This window comes from Mucilaginibacter sp. (genome assembly GCF_028288185.1).
GTDB lineage: Bacteria > Bacteroidota > Bacteroidia > Sphingobacteriales > Sphingobacteriaceae > Mucilaginibacter.
On record NZ_JAQBOF010000004.1, the window covers coordinates 209,113 to 232,184 of the forward strand.

Genomic DNA, 23,072 nt, shown 5'->3' on the forward strand with positions numbered 1-23,072 from the left:
TGCAAGTTATTGTAAATGAGAATATTGACAGAGCCGAGTGAATCACCACTTCTACGAGTAAAAAATTGTGTAGGAAACGCAAAATATTGCGTCTCTACGGGATTAATCTCCTAACAAAGCCCTCAAATTATCCAACGTATCTGCTTCCTCTTTAGGCTTATCATGCCGCCAGCGCAGGATACGGGGGAAACGCAGCGCAATGCCCGATTTATGCCGGGTAGATCTGTTTATCCCTTCAAAACCTATCTCAAAAACTAATTCTGGTTTTACGGTGCGTACCGGGCCAAATTTTTCGAGAGTGTTACGTTTTACAAAATAATCAACTTTGTTTATTTCGGCATCAGTAAGGCCGGAGTAGGCTTTGGCAAATGGTACAAGCTTATCGCCATCCCAAACGGCGAAGGTATAATCGGTATACAGATCGGCGCGGCGGCCATGTCCCTTTTGGGCGTAGATCATTACCGCATCTACCGATAACGGGTCTATCTTCCATTTCCACCAGTCGCCACGTTTGCGGCCAACCTGGTAAGTGGCGCTTTTACGTTTCAGCATTATGCCTTCGGCTATCATGGCTCTTGATTGTTCGCGGAATGTCCCCAGTTCATCCCAGCTAGTAAATTTTATTAATGCCGATATGCGGAATATTTCAGGGAACGCAGTTGCCACTTGTAAGTTCTCCAGTATTTCCCGTCTTTCGCTTTGTGTTTTAGTACGGATATCCTCGCCGGCATATTCCAGGCAATCATAAGCGATCAAGGCAATGGGGCTTTCTTCCAATATTTTTTTGCTGAGATTTTTACGGCCTATGCGGGTTTGCAACACATTAAAAGACATGGGCAAACCGTTTTTAAAACTTAGTATTTCGCCATCTAACACGGTGCCATCAGGCAAGGCATTTAAGAACGGATGCAATTCCGGAAATTTTTCCGTAGCCAAATCTTCGCCACGGCTCCAGATAAATATTTTGCCATCGCGCTTTATTAATTGCGCGCGTATGCCGTCCCATTTCCATTCGGCCTGCCATTCATTAGCATCGCCCAATGCTGTTTTTAAGTCATCTGCTGATTTTTGTTTTTCCGAGGTCTCTTGTATGGGATAAGCCAAAAAGAACGGATAGGGTCGGGATATATCATCGGCAGCACCTTGCTCTTGTATTAGCCGCTCGTATGTATAAGTTTCGGGCATCCAGTTACCCATTATCCGGTGAGTTAGAGTAGGTGCATCTAGTTTAGTGATATCCGCCAGAGCCTTAATGACCAGGCTTTGAGATACCCCTACACGAAAACTACCCGTTAATAATTTATTAAATACAAACCGTTCCTGCGTGTCCAGCATTGCCCATGAGTCTATGAGCCATAACTTGCGTTCTACTTCGGTTTTTGTGCCAAGCTCATTTAGTTCGCCGATCCAGTCGGTTAAGGTTTTGCTACTGGTGACGGTAGTGTTTTGCGGCATTAACAGGGCCATGGTTTCGGCAAGATCGCCTACTACCTGATAGCTTTCTTCAAATAGCCATATAGGTATGTTGGTTATCTCGGTAGCCCAGGTACGTATTTGTGTAGCATTAATAACCCGTTTAGGTTTGCGGCCGGTAAACAGGGCCAGCATATGCATTTTATCGGTATCGGGTACGCAATTAAAATAGTCTTTTACAACCTTTACCTTTTCGTTGGTTTTATTGGTTTCGTCTAAGGAAAGGAAGAGTTGGGCAAAGGCTTTCATGTTACACCAACCCTCTCTAAATCTTCCCCGGAAGGGGAGGCTTTTTGATTAGTATCAGAACCATACTCTTCAAACTCTTCCCCTTCGGGAGGAGGCTGGGTGGGGGCTCCTTCATCATCGCCATATAAAGTATGCACCTCATGCGCGTCAAAACCTATCTCGTTTAAGTAACGGGTAAAACTGGCGGTATAGCCGTGGGTTAGATATACCTTTTCGCAGCCGGTGGCGTCAATAGCGCTTATTAAACCGTCCCAATCAGCATGGTCAGACAGGATAAAACCACGGTCTGCAGCACGGCGCCTTTTCGCTCCGCGGATAGCCATCCAACCCGAACAATACCCGAAGCTATAAGGCTGAAACTTGCGCATCCACGGCGTGCCTACGGATGATGGCGGGGCCAGGATGATCCCTTTACGTATTTCTTCTTTAGGGGTATCCGGCGTTATTCTTTCGGTTGGATTAAGGATAACACCATTGCGTCGCAAAGCCTCGTTAGTATTTTCAATAACCCCGTGCGTATATACTTTGCCAATGGATAGGTCAAGGTTTTGCAGAATGCGTTGGGCCTTACCTAATGAGTAGCCCACAATTACAGTAGATACGCCATTTCTGGCGTTATTGCGCCACCAGTTATTTACTTCGTCAAATATCTGTACCTGTGGTTTCCATTGGTAAACGGGCATACCGAATGTACACTCGGATATAAAGTGATGACACTTAACCGGCTCGAAAGCTGTTGATATGCCATCATCTTCCGTTTTATAATCGCCTGATACTACCCAAACCTCGCCCTGGTACTCAACTCTTATTTGAGCCGAGCCTATCACATGCCCTGCGGGATAAAGTGAAATAGCTACACCGTTCTTTATAACCGTTTCGCCATATTTAACAGTTTGCAGTTGTATATCGCCCAAGCGATAAAGCAGTACTTCTTTAGATAGATAATGGGCCAGGTAATGCTTATGCCCCACGTAAGCATGGTCGGCATGGGCATGGGTAATTACCGCATCGTTAACTGGTTCCCAAGGGTCAATGTAGAATTTGCCTTTGGCGCAATATATTCCTTTGTCGGTAAACTCAAGCAGCGGTTTTTTAGCCATGTAAAATAAACCATTACAAGCCTAATTGGTTTTAAACCAAAAAAATCCCGGTTTATGGCCGGGATCTTTTAATATATCAATACTATAATTTACTTTTTAATAACCGCACCAACCCGGGTAACTTTACCATCCAGGTTAATATAATCTATTAATATCTGGCCTGCTTCAATTTTTAAAGGATCAAGATCCTCTTTTTTAGGTTTTGCTTCGCCTTTCTTTAAAGGTTTAAATCCTAATGCTACGCGCAGGTCATTGTCACGGTTCAATGTTCTTTGCTCATCATCACTGCGTTGTTTTTTAAGCTGCTCTTCGTTAAGCGATACAGATTTTTCTTTTTCGCTTTTTCTGTAATCAGCAATTGTTTGTGTAAACGCTTTGTAGCTTGCGCTGGTGCTTACACGTTGCTCATGCATTTTGTTTAATTGCGGGATAGCAGCAGATAAATCACCTGCTTTAACATAATCGCTCTTAGGGATAACATCGAAAGGTAAAGCTGATGGATCAGTATCTTCGCCATATTTATCCATCGGAATTAATGACGGGAACTGGATATCAGGTATAACGCCTTTATGTTGGGTTGAGTTGCCACTAATGCGATAGAACTTAGCTATAGTCAGGTTTAACTGGCCGAAGTTGTTTTCGCTGCCTGTTGATACCGGTTTTTTACCGCTGCTTGCAGTTAAGCCTAGTTTCTCGGCAATAGATGGCGTAATTACTTTATCCAGGTCTATCTCATTTTGTACAGTACCTTTACCATAAGTTTGGGTGCCGATGATTAAACCACGACCGTAATCTTGTATCGCGCCTGCAAAAATTTCGGATGCTGACGCGCTAAAACGATCAACCAATACAGCCATTGGGCCAGCGTATGCTATTGATGGGTCTTCGTCTTTGTTAACATCTATTTGTTCCTGGCTATCTCTAACTTGTACTACCGGACCGGTTTTTATAAATAGGCCGGTTAATGATATGGCTTCGTTTAATGAACCGCCACCATTTTCACGTAAGTCTACAACAATTCCATCCACATTTGCACGCTTTAGGGTATCCAATATCAGCTTCATATCGCGGGTGGTACTTTGGTAGTTAGGGTCGCCTGCACGATAAGCTGCAAAATCAGCATAAAAAGCAGGGACGTTAATTATACCGATTTTATAGGTTTTACCATTACTGTTGTAGGTTTTTATTTCCTGCTTAACCAATGCATCCTTTAAAACAATTTTCTCACGAACCAACTCTAAAATTTTTGGCTGATCTGATATTGTTTTGCCTTGAGGTAATATTTTAAGCCTAACTACAGTGCCTTTTGTGCCGCGAATTAGTTTAATGGCATTATCTAATCGCCAGCCAATAATGTCCTGGAACTCGCCGTCTTTACCTTGTGCGACAGCTAATATTCTATCACCTGTATTTATTTGATGGCTTTTATCGGCAGGGCCGCCGGCAACAATTGATTCTATGGTTACATATTCGTTTTTACTTTGTAACGTTGCGCCAATACCTTGTAATGATCTTGACATCTCCATGTTAAACTGCGCTGCATGGAATGGATCGAAATAGTTGGTATGCGGATCGATCGATTCGGTAAAATCATCCATAAATATCTGGAAAACATCATTTGTATTTAACTTGCCGTTTTGCAGCAACAAATCTTCATAACGTTTTTTTAGCTTCTCTTTATTTTTAGCCATGTCAGTACTGGCTATAGACAGGTTAAGCAGATCGTACTTTACGCGTTTGGTCCACTCAACATTCATCGCGCTTTCAGAAGCAACCCATGGCAGGTCTGCACGATCATAAGTAAATGATTCATTTTGAGTGAAATCAAAGTTCTTATCTAATTGCGCTATCGAATATTTTATACGCTCTTCGTATCTTTTTTGAAACACATTGAACATATAATATATATCATTTAGATTGCCATTTTTGATATCATCGCTCAACGAATTTTTGTATTTATCAAAGTCCTTAATATCCGTACCCAGTAAATAATTGTGGCCCTCGTCTAAACTTTTAATATAGCGGGTATAGATCACTGCCGATAAAGAATCATTTAACTCAACCTTTTTATAGTTGTATTGTGATATAAATTTAGCTACAGTTTTACAAACCATGCTTTGCTGCTCGGTTGGTTGTAAATTGTTTGATCCGGGTACGTCAACCGGTCTGACAGGAGCTGCCTTGCAAGCTAGTGCGGCGCCAATGGCCAGCACAAAATAAAATCTCTTGAACATATCTTTTACTAACGTTAATTTCGGTATTATTATTTGGTACATCAATACTTGTGCCTATTATTTAATTGCTAAATGTAAAAAAAGAGATGATAAAACCTCATCCCTTACTATAAGACTAATAACAAGTAACAATATTACAATAATGTTTTACTGTTTTGCTATTCCCCTAAGTATTTTACTTAATTGTTATAAACGGAGTTTAGTTTATTGGGGTTTTGCTGTTAGCAATTTCTACAGCTTCGGCATAGCGTAACTCTGCTTTTACAGCCGCTATTTTGTTGGTTTGTAAATACTTTATTTTTTTATTTATTGCGGTAAGATCAGTTTGCATGCCTTTTGCCACAGCTATATCATGTGCTTCCTGCAAATCAACCATTGCCAATGGTACTTCGCCGATAGTGGTTTTTATATCAGCTAAAACTAATAGGTTATCCAGTAAATGCCTGATGTTTTCGGCCTGGCGGGCAATGGCGTTACTTTGTAATAAATACCATTTAGCTTCAGAGAAACGGTTTTGCTGCAAATACAAGGCAGCCAGATCACTAAAATTATAGCTGGCTAAATTGTATTGCCTGAAACGCATATTGTGTTTCGCTTCTTTTAAAACCACCTCTTCGGCAAGCTCAAGGTTGTATACAGTGCGCGGCAAATCTACTCCATGTATATTTTGGGCCGATGTATTAATAGTAGTGTTAAATATTATTACCAGTTGTGTTTGTACGGCGGTTAATACTACTGGAGCTACCGGTTTTGGTTTTTTACGCCAAAATTGGGCGGATGCTGTTAAACCTGATGCACAAAATAAAAGGAGTAATATGTATTTCCTCAAGATTTGCTGTTTTAATTAATTAAGTCAAATATAACGATATTTTTTGCCGAATATTATATAGGCAATTTACGTAATTGTCTGTAAGTTAACAATAATAATTTAAATAGCAGCAGGCAGGCTCAGGAAGAATGTTGTGCCTTTTCCCTGTTCGGTTTCAAACCAAACTTTTCCGCCGGCATTTTCGATAGAGTTTTTTACAAAGGCCAGTCCAAGCCCTGTGCCCGAGCTTTTTGTGGTAAAATTAGGCTCAAATATTTTTTCGCTCATGTTTTGAGGGATGCCGTTGCCATTGTCTTTAACGGTAAGCAGTATGTTTCTGTCAGTTATTTCATGGTTGATCTCTAATAGTCCAAACCTTTCTGGCGGGGTAGCTTCAATAGCATTTTTAAACAGGTTATTAAAACAGCGCAATAACTGGTCTCTATCCGCATTAACAAAAAATGGTGTTTCGGGGGCTCTGTATATGAATTTAAAATTGTCCATTTGTTTAAAAATGGTAACCGCCTGGCTTATCACATCAAATACATTAAATCGTTCCATGCGGGTATCCGGCATTTTGGCAAAAGCCGAAAACTCTGATGCTATTTGCGATAGGCTCTCAATTTGCTCAACAAATGATTTGCTGAAACGCTCAAACTTTTGGTCAAACTTAGGGTCTTTTTCGCGCCATGATTTTTCCAATAACTGTAAACCTAATTTTAGCGGTGTTAACGGGTTCTTAATTTCATGGGCAACTTGTTTTGCCATTTCACGCCAGGCACTCTCTCTTTCTGATTGAGCAAGCCTGGCCGCGCTGACTTCCAGTGCAGCTATCATGGTATTGTACTCTTTTACCAGCGCACCAATCTCATCATCCCTGTCCCATTGTATTGGTTCATTCTTTTTACCGTAAATGGTCTTGCTTAAGCTTTGCTGTATAAAACTCAAGGGATTGGTAATTTGGCGGGCAATAATTACGGCAAATAAACCAATGGCTATAAATATCAGAGCGTAAATATTGATCATTATATTAAGTAATGAGCCAATACGTTCTTTGTAATCAGCCTCGTTTGAGAAATAAGGCAATTGTAAAAATGCTACGGTTTCGCCTTTAACATTTCTTAAGGGGGCGTATACTGTTTTATAGCTTAATCCGCCTATTACCTCGTCATCAATATACTCAGACTTAAACTGTTTATGTAAATTAATAAAAGCCTTGGCATTCATATGATTTGCAATTAGCCCGTACTCGTATATCCGGGGTTGCGTAGTAATACGAAGCACGCCGAGGCTGTCAAACAAAACCAGGTCTGACGAGTAGGAGCTGGCTAAAGCATCGAACGCTATTTGGCTTTCCTCGTTTATTTTGGTCATGTACTTATCAAAGAACCCATTCTCAAAAGCAGCGGTTATCCTGGCAATTTTATCGCGTATCATGTTGTCCTGCTGCGTTTGATACTGAGTACTTATAGACATGTAGGTAATTATACCTACCAGTATTAAAGTTATTACTACCGTAAACACCATTGAAAATTGTATACGGGTTTTATAAAGTATCTTATCAAACGTTACTTTAAAGCCCCACTTAATTTTGTTATTGGTAATAGTTAATATTTTAATCCTCAGCCAGGCCCAGCTCATTACAATAACTATGAGGCTAAACATTAGTAGTATTACAAAAAAGAAAGTAACCGAGGTGATAATAAAAAACACTTTGTTCTTTTCTTTACTTACAACTATAAGGTTGCGTTCGTTAGGTTTATATATTAAGTGGCTATAGGTAGTAAATGGATCATACCAGGGTTGTTTAACATTGCTGGTATCTTTAAAAATAAAAGTTTTTACAGGATGTTTAGTAGGTTTTGCCAGCAGGTTATAAACAAAGCTTCCGCTTTGCGATAATAACTTACGATCTGAATAAAACGCGTATGAGTAATCTTTAAAATCGTCATTGTTTTCTATTTGTCGGTCTATCAGCAACTCGGGGAAATAGTTTGATGTTTGCAGCGCTTTAGATTTTAGCTCGACAACAATAGATCCCAGCGTTTTCTCATTCTGTACAACCGGAAGTATGGCAAAGTAATTTTGATATCCAAATGACAAATTTTGGCGATAAAAATAATTTGATACTTTAAATGAGCTGTACAGCACCATATCTTTAAAATCATCTATCGAATAATTTTTATCGGCAGACAGTGATTGCCCCGCCTCACTAAACTCATGGATCTTAAACTCGTATTTTGATAGGTAGCCATCAAAGTAAAGTTTCTGAAAACGATTTTTCAGGTAATCGCTATTGTGTACAGTATCATTAAAATATTTAACAATGAAAGGGTCTATAATGATGTGTTTTTCTATCTTTTTAAAAAGATACTCAGCAGTTACATCATTGGGGTTTTCCAATTTTCGTACTAAACCTTTGCGTATTTCTTTTTCTTTGATTGATTCGAAGTGATTAAGGCTTAATGATGATATAATTGAGCATATAAATACCACCCCTGCAAAAGCAAGCGAAGTGATCCTTCCATTGCCATAATAGTAGGCACGCGCCCGTATAAGTACTATTAATGCCCAAAGGATGTAAAACGATGTAAATTCTTTATAATGAAAAAAGAGCCCTATTGTAGTTAATATTATACCGAGGCAAAATATAATTAGCTGGTTTTTTACCGGTATAGTAAGCTTGCTGCAAACAGTTAAAAAAACCTCGCCTAACAGGTAAAATATAAAAAAACTAAAGCATAACATTAACAAACCACATAGGCTATATACAGAAAGGTTAAGAACATTATTTACATCAAAACTTATTTTTGAGTTTATAACCAGGTCATGAAATATATTTAATAATGCAGTTGATGTTACGATAAGGACGATTATACAACCAATAAGTATCAGGTGGCTGGTAAAATTCCCCGGCCTATATTTTAAAAATTTAAAGCGTTGCCTATGTAAAAAGGCACTGAACCAGCTTATCATTAAAATATTTATGCACAGATCGCCCAGGGTAGGGTATAGTTTACCACCCGAATAAAAATCAGGGTTAAAAAGATCAAGCTTATAAGTAAAGTTGGGCCAGTTATAATACAGGTTAATAAACCTAAGAGCTATTATAAAAAATACGAGTATGAAAAATGATAAGAACCAATACCCCTTATTTGCCAGGTAGGTGCATATATTTTGTACAAGTGTGCAAACTACAATAAAAGCTAACAACCAAATAACCAGTTCGAAGTAAAAAAAGCGATAATTTATTTCGTTGTATTTTACTTTAACAGAGAACAGGTATGTGTTGCTGGTGCTATGTATCGCATAGGTGTTCTTATCGGTAAAATCTGCTATGTCAATGTTGTTATCTTTAAGCAGGTCCTTTGCAAATGAGTTTTGCAGATATTGGTTCTGTACAGCGTAATTTACTTTTACCGGGATCAAAAATATCACCGAAAAATTGCCTTCTGTTTTTTTGATTGCCTCATAATAGCCATTTACTACGTGCAAAAACGAGATGCTGTCTCTTATACTGGCCGCATTTTGCGGTATAAATTTAATGCCGCTCCAAAATTCAAGGTTATTATTATTGAATGTTAGTACATAAATATCACGTTGAGTGGTAAATTGCTGTATGCATTGTAATGCTTCATCGCCGCTATTGTTATTTAGGGTTTTAAAGCGATTAAAGTTTTCGGGAGTTTGAATGGCTTTGTAAATGTAATCTTCCTTTTTATGAAGATTATCTTCCAGCATCCGGGCTGTTTGTATTAAATTGATGGCAGGAGTGTAAGTTACGCGGACAATAATTGCCGTTAACAACAAACTGGCACCTAACAGGGCCAGCATTAAACGTATTTTTCCCGCGTAACTCAAATGCTTGTAACTAGACTTATGTAAACTTACAAATAAAAAAAAGCCGCTTTAGTTTGCGGCTTATAAAAATTATTATTGTAATGAGGCACTCGATGTAGGCATTGCCCGGTCTGCTTTTTTAACAAGACCTTGTAAAACATTGCCCGGACCAACTTCGGTGAATGACGTTGCGCCATCTTCCATCATATGTAATACGGTTTGTGTCCATCTAACCGGGCCGGTAAGCTGTGCTATTAAATTATGTTTTATCAGTGCCGGATCAATGTAGGGCTTAGCATCAATATTTTGATAAATGCGGCAAATAGGTTCATTGATAACGGTATTTACAATAGCATGCTCCAGCTCAACCCTTGCAGCCTCCATTAAAGGCGAATGGAACGCGCCACCCACATTTAATTTCAACGCTCTTTTTGCACCGGCCGCGGTCATTAACTCGCAAGCTTTGTCAATGCCCGATATGGTACCCGATATTACCAGCTGGCCCGGGCAATTATAATTAGCCGGTACAACCACATCGCTAATGCGGTGGCAAATATCTTCAACAGTAAAATCATCCAATCCTAAAATAGCGGCCATTGTTGATGGCTGTATCTCGCAGGCCTTTTGCATAGCGTTGGCGCGTGCCGCAACTAAACGTAAGCCATCTTCGAACGATAAAGCGCCTGCGGCAGTTAAAGCAGAAAACTCGCCTAATGAATGACCTGCCGCCATATCCGGTGCAAAATCAGGCAATACTTTAGCCAATATAACCGAGTGCAAAAATATAGCCGGTTGCGTAACGTTGGTTTGTTTAAGGCCCTCATCCGTTCCGTTAAACATAATATCCGTAATGCGGAAACCTAATATATCATTAGCGTGCTCAAATAGTTCGCGCGCTTTGTCAGATTGTTCATACAGGTCTTTGCCCATACCTACAAACTGTGCACCTTGTCCTGGAAAAATGTATGCTTTCATAAGAAAGATTGGTGATTGAAGATTAAAGATTAGTTTATGTTGGTTAAATTTTAGTTGGTATTAATTAATAATTAAAGATCAAGGATTCCGTTTGCTATTCAACCAATCTTTAATCTTCAATCACCAATCTTTCCACCCTAACTTAATTTCGACGATATCAAATGTAAAAACTCTGCCCTTGTTTTTTCGTGATAAAACCCGCCCGAAAAGGCTGATGTTGTTGTAACCGAGTTTTGTTTTTGTACGCCGCGCATACACATACACAAGTGGCGGCACTCAATAACCACGCCTACGCCAACGGGCTGTAGGGCCTCTTGTATACAATCACGTATTTCGTTAGTTAAACGTTCCTGTACTTGTAACCGGCGTGCATAGGCATCAACCACACGTGGTATTTTACTTAATCCTACTACGTATCCGTTAGGGATATAAGCGATATGTGCCTTGCCAAAAAACGGCAGCATGTGGTGCTCGCACATAGAATAAACTTCTATGTCCTTAACTACAACCATTTGGCTATACTCCTCTTTAAATAAAGCCGAGTTTAGTATTTCTTTTGGATTCAAGTCATAACCATGTGTTAAATAGAGCATGGCTTTGGCAATACGCTCAGGGGTTTTTAATAAACCTTCGCGTTCAGGATTCTCGCCCAATTGCTTTAGTACTTGTTTATAATGGCCCGATAGGCTTTCAATAAGCTCGGGGTTATAGCGGTCAACTTTTTCGTAACCGTTAATGTCATCATCCCTATCGGGGATATCGTGGTCGTCAATCATTGTGCAGGTTTAATCACCAAAATACTCTGCCGAGTTGTTTTCGGTTTCATGTAATCTTACCGAGTGTAAAAACACGCCATCGTAAGCTTCAATCGGTGCTTTAAGCTGGTTAAATATCTCAATACAAAGCAATTCGGTCGATGCCATTTTGCCTTTCATAAAATCAACATCAAGGTTAATGTTTTTGTGGTCAAGTTTCTCAATTACGTAGTCGTTTATAATTATTTTTAGCTCTTTCAGGTCTATTAAGTAACCTGTTGCATGTGTAACGTCACCCTTAACAGTTACAAATAAATTATAGTTATGACCATGCCAATTTGGATTAGCGCATTTGCCAAATACTTCAGCGTTTTTTTCTGCGCTCCATTCATCACGGTACATTTTATGGGCTGCATTAAAATGTTCCTTACGCGTAATATGTATCATCATAATATTTAATGGGTGCAAATATACAAAACTTTTAAGTTGACAGTTGTTAGTTTACAGTTGTTAGTTGGCGGTTGGTTTAATATATTTCGTAATAAGCTTCTACAAACCATTAACTGCAAACCGCCAACTAACAACTGCCAACTAAATTTAATTATATTAGCATAAAAAGATAACATGCGGATATTAATTGTTGCTGCAACCCAGCCAGAGGTTGACCCTTTAATGCAATCGCTAGGCATGCAAAAGTCAGACGAAGAAGAAAATTTGTTTGTTACCCGCCATACTTCGGTAGCCAATTGCTCGGTACTAATAACCGGCGCTGGCATGGTGCCAACCGCTTTTGCTTTAGGCAGGCATTTGCCGCATAACGTATATAACCTGATAATAAACCTGGGTATAGCGGGCAGCTTTGATCGTAATATTAAATTGGGCGATGTGTTGGAAATAACCCAGGATACCCAAGCAGAGCTAGGCGCAGAAGACGATACCCGATTTATAAGCATTGAACAATTGGGACTGGGCGCAGGTATTTTTAACCCTACCAGCAGCCTAAGTCATTTTACTAAAACCATCAATCCCCAAAAAGCTACTGCAATAACGGTAAATACCGTACATGGCAATGAAACTACTATAACAGCAGTTACCGCCCGACTTAACCCACAATTGGAAAGCATGGAAGGCGCTGCTTTTTTTTACGCGTGCCGCGAATTAAAGGTGCCTTGCGTACAGATCAGGGCAGTGTCAAATTATGTAGAAAAACGTAACCGCGACAACTGGCAGATAGGGCTTGCTGTTAAAAATCTGAATACCTTTGCGCTAGACTTGATTAAGGCTTTGTAGGTGGTGAGGTTATACGTTTGACGTTATAAGTTATACGTTTTTTAATTACCCTTCACGTACAACGTCCAATGTAAAACGTACAACATGAAACTAACCCTCGGCTTTTCGCCTTGCCCTAATGATACTTTTATTTTCGATGCGCTTATCCACCATAAAATTGATATGGAGGGGTTGGAGTTCGAGGTGTTTTATGATGATGTGGAAACGCTTAATCAAAAAGCCTTTCGCGGCGAACTGGATATTACCAAACTAAGCTACCATGCTTTCGCTTACGTTGCTAGTCAATATGTTTTGCTGGATGCCGGCAGCGCTCTGGGCTACGGTGTCGGGCCGATGCTGATCTGTAAAGGTAATCCCGAAAAGCTTCACTCACAACTCACCACTCACAACTCACCACTCAAAATTGGTATCCCCGGCAAATACACCACCGCTAATTTTTTGTTGGGACTGGCTTTCCCTAACGCTACTAATAAAGTAGAGCTGGTATTCTCTGATATTGAGAACGCGGTTTTAGAAGGTAGGGTAGATGTGGGCTTAATCATCCACGAAAACCGTTTTACTTACCAGGATAAAGGTTTAAAAAAGATCATCGACCTGGGTGATTACTGGGAAAAGAAAACAGGATGTGCTATACCGCTTGGCGGCATTGTAGCTAACCGAAATTTGCCTTTAGACGTTCAGCATAAAATCAATAGGGTGTTGCGTAAATCGGTTGAGTTTGCTTTTGCTAACCCAAAATCCGGATTAGATTTTATCCGCCAGCACGCGCAGGAAATGAGCGAGGAGGTAATGTATAAGCATATTGAGCTTTATGTAAATAAATACTCGGTTGATTTGGGTGAGGAGGGTAGGAAAGCTATTAAATTATTGTTTGATACGGCGCTGGAAAAGGGGATAATACCTTCTATAAAAAACGACATTTTTTTAACCTGATTTTTTGGCATTGCTGCGTAGCGCGGCAATCGCGAAAGATGTAGCCAATTCGTTCAATAAATGTTACTCTTTTGTAGTCTGCACTCTAAACATAAATCCAAATTCTTTTTCTTGGGATAAGGAGAGTGCTAATTCACCTATAAACCATTTCCTTCCAATCCAAATATCGTTCTCTGGAAATTCAACTGTATGATTAATAAACCCCGCATTGTTATTTAAATCAGGGCCTAGCCATTCTACAAAATTTTTTAATAATGATTTCAATTCTTTAAAGTAATACCAGTTTGAGAGTGTATTATTTTGTTTAATAAAACTGATAAAATTAATCCCATCCATGGATGATAGCCAAATTGCGTAGTTAAAATAGCCTGCAAAAAAAGTGTTTATATAATATTCTGCTATTGTAGCTTTACTAGCTACATCACTATAGTAGTATTCAAACTCTAGCGTATTAATGTAATTTATTAAGTTAGAAAGAGATTTGGAGTCTTTAATTTTGGATATTAAGCTATCAACTTGGTCGCAAAATTCATTCTCTGATAAAATTAACGTATCAAATCTACCATCCTCATATAAGACCCTTGCCTTATCTCTAAGTCTTTTATCTTCAGTTAAAAAGATATCACAATGTGCTGCATAATACGCATGAAATGCATCGGTAACTATATTAGACGTGCTGCTATTGTTATCGGCTTTATATCCAAAAAGATCTAAAGTATTATATGCTGTTATGAACCAGTCGAAGTGTGAATACGGTTTGTCATTAAAGCGAATTTTGAGGGAATCAATCACTAATTCATCAAAAGTTTTATTGTAAGCTGTTTTTGGCAGTTCCCTATTTAAATAGTCAATAATATTACCCTTGACATTTGCTATGGCCTTTCTTGATAATTGACCATCAATATTTTTCCTTGTCGTTTTTAAAGGAGTGTTAGAAATTAATGATTCTTTAACGAACCCTGTAATGTCTTCTAATAAGGATTTAAAGTTTTTTTCACGTTTAAATGCTTCAAAAGGAAAATTATCTAATTCAGGTAAACTTGTATCAACGTCTAGTAAGTGATTTAAATTATTTAGCCTATCCAAAGGGTTTTCAATCCCTAGTTTTTCGCACTCTTGAGCGAACATATCGAAAGGATTACTAATCTCTACGGCTGTTTCTTTACAGGTGTCAAAAAATTCGAAAGGATCTCTAATATCATACCTTAATTTTTCCTCGCCCCAATACTTTGCTAAACACTGATCTTCAGTATAGTCTTTGATTTGTTTTAAATCCTGTTTTATCAATTCATCATTAGAACTTCTACTTAGGTCATCTATATGAGCTGAGGAATAGACAAGGTTTAAATAGTCAGAATGTTCTGATAGTTTTTCTTTTAACTGAGGGAATTTATCAATCTTAGTTAGCAGATTAGTATCTAAATAAATTCTCAGCATTACGTTTGCTATTTATTTTTTAATACAACAAATGATCATACGGATATCTATCTACATGAATCTGCTTTACATAATCATATAATAAGCTCCTAAACTCATCAATATTTTCTTTTTTTGTGGCTGATATAAATATGGCCGGGCTGTTGTTTTTGGCCATCCAGCTATGTTTAAAATCATCCAGCGTTAACGGCTCCACTTCCTCATCCGGATTCATTTGGATGGGTTGGTAAGCGTCTATCTTATTAAATACAGTGATGGTTTGTTTATCGCTTGCACCCAAGTCTTTTAACGTTTCATTTACAGCACGTATCTGGTCCTCAAAGCTGGGGTGCGATACGTCAACAACGTGTATCAATATATCCGCTTCGCGCACTTCGTCTAACGTAGATTTAAAACACTCTACCAAATGGTGAGGTAACTTGCGGATAAAACCAACAGTGTCCGATAACAGGAACGGCACATTCTCAATCACCACTTTTCTAACTGTAGTATCCAGGGTAGCAAATAATTTATTCTCTGCAAACACATCCGATTTGGATATCATATTCATGATGGTTGATTTGCCAACGTTGGTATAACCTACTAACGCGACCCTAACCATTGCCGTACGGTTTTTACGTTGTGTCGCGTTTTGCTTATCTATTAGTTTTAGCTTGTCTTTAAGCAGGTCAATTTTATTCAGGATCAACCTACGGTCAGTCTCAATTTGGCTTTCACCTGGTCCACGCATACCGATACCACCTTTTTGGCGCTCTAAGTGGGTCCATAAACGGGTAAGACGTGGAAGTAGATATTGTAACTGTGCCAGTTCCACCTGGGCTTTAGCCTGCGCGGTTTGCGCACGATTAGCAAAAATATCCAATATCAGGTTGTTGCGATCTAATATTTTAACCTGCAACTCATTCTCAATATTACGCAGTTGCGATGGCGTAAGCTCATCATCAAAAACAACAATATCTATTTCTTCTTCTTTTACAAATGCTTTAATATCCTCTAACCGGCCCGAGCCAACAAAGGTTGCCCTGTCCGGTTTCTGTAGTTTTTGGGTAAATATCTTAACGGTTTCGGCTCCGGCAGTATCCACCAAAAATTGTAGTTCTTCTAAATATTCTTTCGCTCGCTCATCCGTTTCGTTGGCGGTAATAACGCCAACCAATACAGCTCGTTCCTGCTTCACAGCAGTATCATAAAATTTTTGTTTCATTAATAATGATTTAACAATCAAAGTGCCAAGTTACGAAAACTGGTATAAGTGTTGATTAACTAAGTTTTTTATGACAGAATATCAGGTAAAAAATATTTAACTTTATAATATGACATTATTAGAGCTCAAAAAATCAATTCATGAGAAGGTCGATAGTTTAGATGATCCAAAGTATTTAGAGAGATTAGGATCAATAATCGACAAAAGGGAGGATTTATTATTTATTATTCCTGAACATATGCTTGAAGGAATTAGGCAAGGCGAGCAGGATATTAAAAACGGCGACGTTTATACAATAGAAGATTTTGAGAAAAAGTATGAGAAATGGCTAAAAAAATAGCCTTTTCTAAAAGAGCTTTTATTGATATAGAACGAATTACAGATTTTAATAACAATAGAAATCAATCAGACACCTATTCAAGAAAATTCTTGACGGGGCTTAATAAAAGATTATTGTTGTTACCATTACAACCGGAGAGCGGTATTGCAACTCAAAGAGACAATACTCGATTACTAATTTGGGATCAGTTCTACATATTTTATGGTGAGGATGATAATAGCATTGAAATTAAATCTATCTATCACCAAAAAGAAAACGTAGTCACTCGTTAAATTCATAAGCCAACAAAAAGAGCGACAAGTCTAAACTCATCGCTCTTTTAAATCCGAAATCTAAAATCCGATATCCGAAATTATATCAATAGCCTTACCGGCTCTTCTAATAATGATTTAAGGGTTTGCAAAAAAGCAGCGCCACTAGCGCCATCAACCACACGGTGATCGCAACTTAGGGTTACCTTCATAACGTTGCCCGGTACAACCGCACCATTTTTAACTACAGGTATTGCTTGTATGCCGCTAACTGCAAGGATACAGGCATCAGGCGAGTTAATAATAGCGGTAAACTCATCAACACCAAACATACCTAAGTTTGATATGGTGAAGGTTGAGCCTTCCCAATCTGCAGGTTGTAGTTTTTTAGCTTTTGCACGTTGCGCGAAGTCTTTAACCTCGACAGATATATGGCTTAATGATTTACCATCAGCAAAACGGATAACATGTACTAACAAACCTTCGTCACCCGCAACGGCAACACCATTGTGGATATGCTCGTTAGTGCGGATCTTATCGCCTAACCATGATGAATTAATGGTTGGGTGTTGTTTTAACGCGATAGCGCAAGCTTTCAACACAAAATCATTAAATGATATTTTAACCGGCGCAACCTCATTTATTTTATTACGTGCAGCAATTGCCTGGTCCATGTCTATTGACATGGTAACGTAGAAATGCGGCGCGGTAAATAAACTTTCAGACAAGCGTTTGGCAATAACCTTACGCATTTGGCTAACAGGTTTCTCGGTAAATTTCTCTTCGCCGGTAAAGGTTGGGATGGTTACCGGTGCTTTTGCCGGAGCGGTACTAGCAGCAGTCGCAGGTGCAGCGGCAGTACTTGCAGGTGTAGCACCCGGTTTAAAGTCTTCAATATCCTTTTTAACAATACGGCCACCTTCGGCAGTGCCTTTAACAGCATTGATGTCGATGCCTTTGTCTTTAGCAATTTTGCGTGCCAGCGGCGACGCTTTTATGCGGCTGTCGCTATGTGAAGTTTCGGTTTCAGTCTCAGCAGCAGGGGCGCTTTCTGCGGCAGGTGCTGGTGTATTCTGGGCAGTTGGGGCCGCTTCTGCAGGAGCATCCTGTAATAACGCAGTAATATCAGTTCCTTCTTTACCAACAATGGCAATAATGCCATTTACCGGCGCCGCTTCACCTTCTTTAGGGCCAATGTATAACAGTGTGCCGGCTTCGTAACCTACTACTTCCATAGTAGCTTTATCAGTTTCAACATCAGCAAGTGAGTCGTCTGATTTTACTTTATCGCCAACTTTAAAGTTCCATTTATTAATAATGCCTTCGGTCATGGTATCGCTCAAGGCAGGCATACGGATAACCGTTGCCGAGATACTTGAAAGATCAACCTTTGGCGCAGCTGGTTTTTCAGGTGCAGCTGCAGTAGCAGTTGCAGGAGCTTTATCTTCAGTAGGAGCAGGAGCTTTTTCAGTTTTGGCAGCTTCAGTGCTACTGCTACCGCCATTTTCAAGCGCTGACTTATAATCTTCGCCCTCTTTACCTAAAACGGCAATCACTTCGTCAACCGGGACAGATTTTCCTTCTTCCACACCAATGAATAATAATACACCATCCTGGTACGATTCAAAATCCATGGTGGCTTTATCGGTTTCTATCTCGGCCAGTACATCGCCGGATTTTACTTTATCCCCAACTTTTTTATGCCATTTAGCTACTACACCATCAGTCATGGTATCGCTCATTTTTGGCATTTTAACTACTTCGGCCATATTTATAGGATGAATAGGATATTTTTAAATTTAGTAATATTATAAAGATTAGTCCATTATATATGGGTAATCTTTTTGCACATAAACATCAGTATATAATTCTGACGCTTCCGGATATGGCGATTCCTCTGCAAACTGTACCGCTTCATCAACCTCGGCTTTTATTTTAGCATCGATCTCTTCAAACCATTTCTCATCAGCATAGCCATTTTTTTCAATAGCGAGTCTTATGGCTTCAATCGGGTCCTTTGCTTTATAGCTTTCCAACTCTTCTTTGGTGCGATATTTCTGCGGATCAGACATTGAGTGGCCCTTATAACGATAAGTGCGCATTTCCAGGAAGGTTGGTCCTTCGCCGTTACGGGCACGTTGTACCGCTTCGTCCATAGCGTTATGTACCGCAACCGGGTCCATGCCATCAACAGGCGATGAAGGGATGCCGTAAGGCAAGCCTAATTTATAAATATCGGTTTGTATAGTAGTACGCTCAACAGATGTACCCATGGCGTAGCCGTTGTTCTCGCAAATAAATATTACCGGCAGTTTCCAAAGCGCGGCCATGTTAAATGTTTCGTTTAATGCACCCTGGCGCACCGCACCATCGCCCATATAGGCTACGTTTACAAACTCGGTTCCTTTAAATTTCTCGGCAAAAGCAATACCTGCACCCAAAGGGATCTGGCCGCCTACTATACCATGGCCACCATAAAAGTGGTGCTCTTTACTAAACATGTGCATGGAGCCACCTTTGCCTTTTGAGCATCCGGTTGCTTTGCCATAAAGCTCTGCCATGATAGAATTTGAGGTTACACCTTGAGCAATAGCATGTGCGTGATCGCGATAAGCAGTGATCATGCTATCTCCCTTTTTTAATACAGACATGGCGCCGGCTAGTACCGCCTCCTGGCCAATATACAAGTGACAAAAGCCCCTTATTTTTTGCTGACCATATAATTGTCCTGCCTTCTCCTCAAACTTGCGCATCAGGAGCATGGACTCGTACCACTTTAAATAAGTGTCTTTATTTATTTCGATTGAACTCATTTGTCAAACAACCAGTTTACGTATAATGCGCAAATCTAATTATATCTTGCAAATTATCGAAACCTGAACAGATTTGTTATGAAGTTTTATTTTGGTGATTAGAGCCCCAATAGCTATCGGGAGGAGGTAGAGTTAGATTTATACAATTGCAAGCATGAAAAGATTGAAAAATTATGACATTCAAAAGCTAATTACTAATCACCCATCCCTGCCCCCTGAACCGAAGGTTATTAAGAAAGGTGGAAAAATAAAAAATGTTAATAAAAACAGCTTTTTGCTTGTGTTTTACAAATAATTGGATAGTTTTGTATTCAGCCTTATCGAATATGTGCAACAAAATGGACACTTTGTCCGTTTAACAAGAACGAAACAAGGAATAATGAAGAAAACGATACTGGCAATTGCCTTATTTTTCAGCGTTTTAGCCGTTCAGGCCCAAACAAAAACTGTTCCAAATCAGCCGGCTGATAAACCTGCTGATGAACAAGAAAGCTTAGCAAAGGATTATTTGTCGCAAATTATGCATGTCGCAGTTTCTGCAACATCAAACTTGAAACTTTTTAATTTTGTTTATGATTGGATAGGCACACCTTACCGTTTTGGCGGTAATACAAAAAAAGGTGTTGATTGCTCGGCATTTACCAAACAGTTATACGATCAGGTATTTAATTTAGATATTAAACGTAATTCGCGCGATATCTTCAGCATGGTTAGCCCGGTTAGTAAGGACGACTTGAAAGAAGGCGATCTGGTTTTCTTTAAAATACATAGCCGTAGCATATCACACATTGGCATTTATTTAGGTAATAGCCGTTTTGCGCATGCCTCATTAAAAGGTGTTGCCATAAGCAGCCTTGACGATGCTTATTACAGCCGTTATTTTTACAAAGGTGGCCGTGTACTGGCAGCGTTTAAAAATGAATTAGGCTCATTGCCTGATGATAGTAAAGACAATAATTAATCAAGATATTTAGCTGTTGAAAATCCTTTCAGAAATTGAGGGATTTTTTTTTGACTGATTTTTAATTTTTATAACGAAGTATTATATCACAAAAAGCTCATCTACCTTAGATAGATGAGCCCTGGAAACTTTTAGCGAAACTTTTTAGTTGTTTATTTTACGATTTAGTTGATCGCACAGTAAGGTCACACCTGCAAAAAACAGTATGCAACCTAATAAAGTTAGGCCCGCAAACAAGCTCCGGGTAATGTAGCTGGTTAATACGCCTATTATAGCAAAGGTTAGCCCGGTAATTCCTAATAAAGTTAATACGGTGCCTAAAGGTGATTTTGTTTCCATAATCTGTTTATTTAATTGGGGTATACAATAAATAAACAAATAACGCACCAATGAAATTAGGGCGCCTAACCAGGTTCAAAGCCTTTGTGGATTTGATTTTAGTGGGGAATTGGGATAGGATTTATATCCACACTTCCCCACATTTTATGGATTTATTGTAACACGCGGGTTGCAATAATGTCTAACCATAAATAATCAGGCTTCATCCTTTGTAGTACGAACAAGACTTATGCCCGTCAAAAAGAAAATTATTGCAATAATGCCCACAACTGTTAATGTGGTAAAATTGGCATCGTGTTGTATTATGCCAATCCCTGTGTATATTAATCCAATAATTCCCAATATGGTTAGTATGGTGCCGAAGGTTCTTTTTACATTCATTTTGTTGCTGATTTTTATATGAAAAACAAATAATACACTTTAATAAATAACACTATATTTATTTCAATTAACTTATAAACCATGACAAGCCAAATAGTTTCATTATTAGTAATATTTATTTTGCTGATAATAGTATTTTCATCATTTGTAACCGTTAAACAAGGCACAATAGCTGTAATTACTGTGTTTGGCAAATTCCGGCGAATATTAACCCCCGGATTAAACTTTAAAATACCGTTGGTTGAGGCCATATACTCTAAAATATCTATTCAAAACCGTTCTGTCGAACTGGAGTTTCAGGCAGTAACGTTTGACCAGGCTAATGTGTATTTTAAAGCTATGTTACTTTATTCTGTACTGGATCAGCAGGAAGAAACTATAAAAAATGTCGCTTTTAAATTTGTTGATGAGCGTAACCTCATGCAAGCGTTGATACGTACGGTAGAAGGCTCTATCCGGGCTTTTGTGGCTACCAAGCGCCAATCAGAAGTATTGATATTAAGACGCGATATTGTAGACCATGTAAAAGAGCAATTAGACCAGATATTAGAAACGTGGGGATACCATTTACAGGATCTGCAATTAAATGATATTACGTTTGATGAAGTGATTATGAAATCAATGAGCCAGGTGGTAGCATCAAACAACTTAAAAGCCGCTGCCGAAAACGAGGGCCAGGCTTTATTGATCACCAAAACAAAAGCTGCCGAAGCGGAAGGTAATGCCATCAAAATATCAGCCGAGGCCGAACGCCAGGCATCGCAACTACGTGGACAGGGTGTGGCGCTGTTTCGCCAGGAAGTGGCCAAGGGTATGACCGTAGCTGCTAAAGAAATGGAAACCGCACACATGGACACCTCTGTAATTTTATTCACCATGTGGACAGAGTCTATTAAACACTTTGCCGAAAACTCTCAAGGCAACGTAATATTCCTTGATGGCTCAACCGATGCTATGCATCAAACCATGAAAGAAATGATGAGCCTCAACATTTTACAATCTGATAAAATAAAGAAAACAAAATAATAATAGGATAAACCTTTACCTTTGGATTCAGTCTTAAAGGCAAAGTTTTAAACTATTAATTAATGAGATTGAGATTTGTGCGGGTGCTTTGCGCAGCGGGCTTATGGCTAAGCATAAATAATTTGGCTTCGGCCCAGGATGGCTACCATCAATTAACGGTTGAGGATTTTAGAGGCTCCCCGCGCCCAGGTGATAATAACGCTATAGCACACACTAAATGCTCTATTAATTTCCATTATGAAGGGGCGGGACAGGGCGATAACTTTAAATTGAACTTTGATGTGCGCCTAACGGTTGACCGCGACCGCTCATGGATTGATAGGAAACGGGTAACAGACAATAAACAACTTGCCCGTATACTTAGCCACGAGCAGGGACACTATACCATATCCTATATGGAGCAGCAAGAACTGATGCGTATGATTAACCGCACACGGTTTGATGAAAATTATTACAGATCGCAAGCAAGCGACCTGTTTAGCCGCATCCACGCCAAATACCAGCAGCTAAACGCTAACTACGATCTTGACACCCAAAATATGCGCGATAAAATCCAACAGCATAGCTGGGACGTGTATTTTCAAAAACGCGTAGAGTATATGCCGCCGATAGCGAAGGTGGGGTATTAATCAGTTTGCAGTGGGTAGTTTGCAGTGCGCAGAG

The 23,072-nt window shown here is 39.3% G+C and carries 21 protein-coding genes; 7 read left to right on the forward strand and 14 right to left on the reverse strand.

All coding sequences use genetic code 11. The annotated features are described in order from the left end of the window. Positions 1–102 precede the first annotated feature (102 nt). The 8 genes from JWQ34_RS01825 to JWQ34_RS01860 form a co-directional block, all read right to left on the reverse strand. Positions 103–1,722 carry an ATP-dependent DNA ligase gene (locus JWQ34_RS01825; protein ID WP_299353059.1) on the reverse strand — a complete coding sequence of 540 codons (1,620 nt, stop codon included), beginning with the start codon at positions 1,720–1,722 and terminating at the stop codon, positions 103–105. Continuing rightward, complete coding sequence (locus JWQ34_RS01830) at positions 1,719–2,822, reverse strand: ligase-associated DNA damage response exonuclease (protein ID WP_299353062.1); 1,104 nt, start codon at positions 2,820–2,822, stop codon at positions 1,719–1,721. Before JWQ34_RS01830 ends, JWQ34_RS01825 begins: the two co-directional genes overlap by 4 nt. Before the next feature lie 89 nt (positions 2,823–2,911). Then, on the reverse strand, positions 2,912–5,056 hold the full coding sequence (locus JWQ34_RS01835) for a carboxy terminal-processing peptidase (protein WP_299353065.1): 2,145 nt from the start codon (positions 5,054–5,056) through the stop codon (positions 2,912–2,914). 199 nt (positions 5,057–5,255) lie between these two features. Further along, a complete protein-coding gene (locus tag JWQ34_RS01840; RefSeq protein WP_299353068.1) occupies positions 5,256–5,885 on the reverse strand; it encodes a hypothetical protein in 630 nt (209 codons plus the stop codon). A 99-nt stretch (positions 5,886–5,984) separates the two neighbouring features. Beyond that, the gene (locus tag JWQ34_RS01845; protein ID WP_299353071.1) at positions 5,985–9,725 is read right to left on the reverse strand and encodes an ATP-binding protein; all 3,741 of its coding nucleotides are present in this window, start codon (positions 9,723–9,725) and stop codon (positions 5,985–5,987) included. A gap of 72 nt (positions 9,726–9,797) precedes the next feature. Next, a complete protein-coding gene (gene fabD / locus JWQ34_RS01850) occupies positions 9,798–10,679 on the reverse strand; it encodes an ACP S-malonyltransferase (RefSeq protein WP_299353074.1) in 882 nt (293 codons plus the stop codon). 137 nt (positions 10,680–10,816) lie between these two features. Continuing rightward, the gene (gene folE, locus JWQ34_RS01855) at positions 10,817–11,455 is read right to left on the reverse strand and encodes a GTP cyclohydrolase I FolE (RefSeq protein WP_299353077.1); all 639 of its coding nucleotides are present in this window, start codon (positions 11,453–11,455) and stop codon (positions 10,817–10,819) included. A 9-nt stretch (positions 11,456–11,464) separates the two neighbouring features. Next, the gene (locus JWQ34_RS01860; protein WP_299353268.1) at positions 11,465–11,881 is read right to left on the reverse strand and encodes a 6-carboxytetrahydropterin synthase; all 417 of its coding nucleotides are present in this window, start codon (positions 11,879–11,881) and stop codon (positions 11,465–11,467) included. 177 nt (positions 11,882–12,058) lie between these two features. Between JWQ34_RS01860 and mqnB the strand changes: the two genes are divergently transcribed. Both mqnB and JWQ34_RS01870 read left to right on the forward strand, forming a co-directional pair. Beyond that, a complete protein-coding gene (mqnB, locus tag JWQ34_RS01865) occupies positions 12,059–12,724 on the forward strand; it encodes a futalosine hydrolase (protein WP_299353080.1) in 666 nt (221 codons plus the stop codon). Positions 12,725–12,808: 84 nt separating this feature from the next. Continuing rightward, positions 12,809–13,657, forward strand: a complete 849-nt coding sequence (locus JWQ34_RS01870; protein ID WP_299353083.1) for a 1,4-dihydroxy-6-naphthoate synthase — start codon at positions 12,809–12,811, stop codon at positions 13,655–13,657. A gap of 63 nt (positions 13,658–13,720) precedes the next feature. Here the strand turns inward: JWQ34_RS01870 and JWQ34_RS01875 are convergent, their stop codons facing one another. Together JWQ34_RS01875 and hflX are read right to left on the reverse strand one after the other, a co-directional pair. Then, a complete protein-coding gene (locus tag JWQ34_RS01875) occupies positions 13,721–15,094 on the reverse strand; it encodes a hypothetical protein (protein WP_299353086.1) in 1,374 nt (457 codons plus the stop codon). Positions 15,095–15,113: 19 nt separating this feature from the next. Next, a complete protein-coding gene (gene hflX / locus JWQ34_RS01880) occupies positions 15,114–16,298 on the reverse strand; it encodes a GTPase HflX (RefSeq protein WP_299353088.1) in 1,185 nt (394 codons plus the stop codon). 109 nt (positions 16,299–16,407) lie between these two features. Between hflX and JWQ34_RS01885 the strand changes: the two genes are divergently transcribed. Both JWQ34_RS01885 and JWQ34_RS01890 read left to right on the forward strand, forming a co-directional pair. Next, positions 16,408–16,638, forward strand: a complete 231-nt coding sequence (locus tag JWQ34_RS01885; protein WP_299353091.1) for a hypothetical protein — start codon at positions 16,408–16,410, stop codon at positions 16,636–16,638. Then, entirely contained in the window at positions 16,623–16,910 is a 288-nt protein-coding gene (locus JWQ34_RS01890) for a type II toxin-antitoxin system RelE/ParE family toxin (RefSeq protein WP_299353094.1), read from the forward strand. The genes JWQ34_RS01885 and JWQ34_RS01890 overlap by 16 nt, the downstream gene beginning before the upstream one ends. 80 nt (positions 16,911–16,990) lie before the next feature. On the opposite strand, the gene JWQ34_RS01895 is transcribed toward JWQ34_RS01890, so the two are convergent. Next, positions 16,991–18,658, reverse strand: coding sequence for a pyruvate dehydrogenase complex dihydrolipoamide acetyltransferase (locus tag JWQ34_RS01895; RefSeq protein ID WP_299353097.1), 1,668 nt, complete (start codon positions 18,656–18,658; stop codon positions 16,991–16,993). A 48-nt stretch (positions 18,659–18,706) separates the two neighbouring features. Further along, on the reverse strand, positions 18,707–19,702 hold the full coding sequence (gene pdhA, locus JWQ34_RS01900; protein WP_299353100.1) for a pyruvate dehydrogenase (acetyl-transferring) E1 component subunit alpha: 996 nt from the start codon (positions 19,700–19,702) through the stop codon (positions 18,707–18,709). Between the two features lie 379 nt (positions 19,703–20,081). On the opposite strand from pdhA, the gene JWQ34_RS01905 reads away from it, so the two are divergent. Next, positions 20,082–20,663: an NlpC/P60 family protein gene (locus JWQ34_RS01905; protein WP_299353103.1), complete on the forward strand. Its 582-nt coding sequence runs from the start codon at positions 20,082–20,084 to the stop codon at positions 20,661–20,663. 144 nt (positions 20,664–20,807) lie between these two features. Here the strand turns inward: JWQ34_RS01905 and JWQ34_RS01910 are convergent, their stop codons facing one another. Beyond that, positions 20,808–21,002 (reverse strand): hypothetical protein, encoded by a 195-nt coding sequence (locus JWQ34_RS01910; RefSeq protein ID WP_299353106.1) that lies wholly within the window; start codon positions 21,000–21,002, stop codon positions 20,808–20,810. Between the two features lie 195 nt (positions 21,003–21,197). Further along, complete coding sequence (locus JWQ34_RS01915; RefSeq protein ID WP_299353109.1) at positions 21,198–21,383, reverse strand: hypothetical protein; 186 nt, start codon at positions 21,381–21,383, stop codon at positions 21,198–21,200. 81 nt (positions 21,384–21,464) lie between these two features. On the opposite strand from JWQ34_RS01915, the gene JWQ34_RS01920 reads away from it, so the two are divergent. Both JWQ34_RS01920 and JWQ34_RS01925 read left to right on the forward strand, forming a co-directional pair. Next, positions 21,465–22,409: an SPFH domain-containing protein gene (locus tag JWQ34_RS01920; protein WP_299353112.1), complete on the forward strand. Its 945-nt coding sequence runs from the start codon at positions 21,465–21,467 to the stop codon at positions 22,407–22,409. A gap of 62 nt (positions 22,410–22,471) precedes the next feature. Continuing rightward, a complete protein-coding gene (locus tag JWQ34_RS01925; RefSeq protein WP_299353115.1) occupies positions 22,472–23,038 on the forward strand; it encodes a hypothetical protein in 567 nt (188 codons plus the stop codon). Positions 23,039–23,072 lie beyond the last annotated feature (34 nt).

Coding starts and splice junctions, on each gene's coding strand:
- JWQ34_RS01915 (WP_299353109.1), bottom strand. CDS start 21,383: ATGAATGTAAAAAGAACCTTCGGCACCATACTAACCATATTGGGAATT.
- pdhA (WP_299353100.1), bottom strand. CDS start 19,702: ATGAGTTCAATCGAAATAAATAAAGACACTTATTTAAAGTGGTACGAG.
- fabD (WP_299353074.1), bottom strand. CDS start 10,679: ATGAAAGCATACATTTTTCCAGGACAAGGTGCACAGTTTGTAGGTATG.
- JWQ34_RS01905 (WP_299353103.1), top strand. CDS start 20,082: ATGAAGAAAACGATACTGGCAATTGCCTTATTTTTCAGCGTTTTAGCC.
- JWQ34_RS01875 (WP_299353086.1), bottom strand. CDS start 15,094: ATGCTGAGAATTTATTTAGATACTAATCTGCTAACTAAGATTGATAAA.
- JWQ34_RS01910 (WP_299353106.1), bottom strand. CDS start 21,002: ATGGAAACAAAATCACCTTTAGGCACCGTATTAACTTTATTAGGAATT.
- JWQ34_RS01825 (WP_299353059.1), bottom strand. CDS start 1,722: ATGAAAGCCTTTGCCCAACTCTTCCTTTCCTTAGACGAAACCAATAAA.
- mqnB (WP_299353080.1), top strand. CDS start 12,059: ATGCGGATATTAATTGTTGCTGCAACCCAGCCAGAGGTTGACCCTTTA.
- JWQ34_RS01885 (WP_299353091.1), top strand. CDS start 16,408: ATGACATTATTAGAGCTCAAAAAATCAATTCATGAGAAGGTCGATAGT.
- JWQ34_RS01895 (WP_299353097.1), bottom strand. CDS start 18,658: ATGGCCGAAGTAGTTAAAATGCCAAAAATGAGCGATACCATGACTGAT.
- hflX (WP_299353088.1), bottom strand. CDS start 16,298: ATGAAACAAAAATTTTATGATACTGCTGTGAAGCAGGAACGAGCTGTA.
- JWQ34_RS01860 (WP_299353268.1), bottom strand. CDS start 11,881: ATGATACATATTACGCGTAAGGAACATTTTAATGCAGCCCATAAAATG.
- folE (WP_299353077.1), bottom strand. CDS start 11,455: ATGATTGACGACCACGATATCCCCGATAGGGATGATGACATTAACGGT.
- JWQ34_RS01920 (WP_299353112.1), top strand. CDS start 21,465: ATGACAAGCCAAATAGTTTCATTATTAGTAATATTTATTTTGCTGATA.
- JWQ34_RS01835 (WP_299353065.1), bottom strand. CDS start 5,056: ATGTTCAAGAGATTTTATTTTGTGCTGGCCATTGGCGCCGCACTAGCT.
- JWQ34_RS01890 (WP_299353094.1), top strand. CDS start 16,623: ATGGCTAAAAAAATAGCCTTTTCTAAAAGAGCTTTTATTGATATAGAA.
- JWQ34_RS01925 (WP_299353115.1), top strand. CDS start 22,472: ATGAGATTGAGATTTGTGCGGGTGCTTTGCGCAGCGGGCTTATGGCTA.
- JWQ34_RS01870 (WP_299353083.1), top strand. CDS start 12,809: ATGAAACTAACCCTCGGCTTTTCGCCTTGCCCTAATGATACTTTTATT.
- JWQ34_RS01830 (WP_299353062.1), bottom strand. CDS start 2,822: ATGGCTAAAAAACCGCTGCTTGAGTTTACCGACAAAGGAATATATTGC.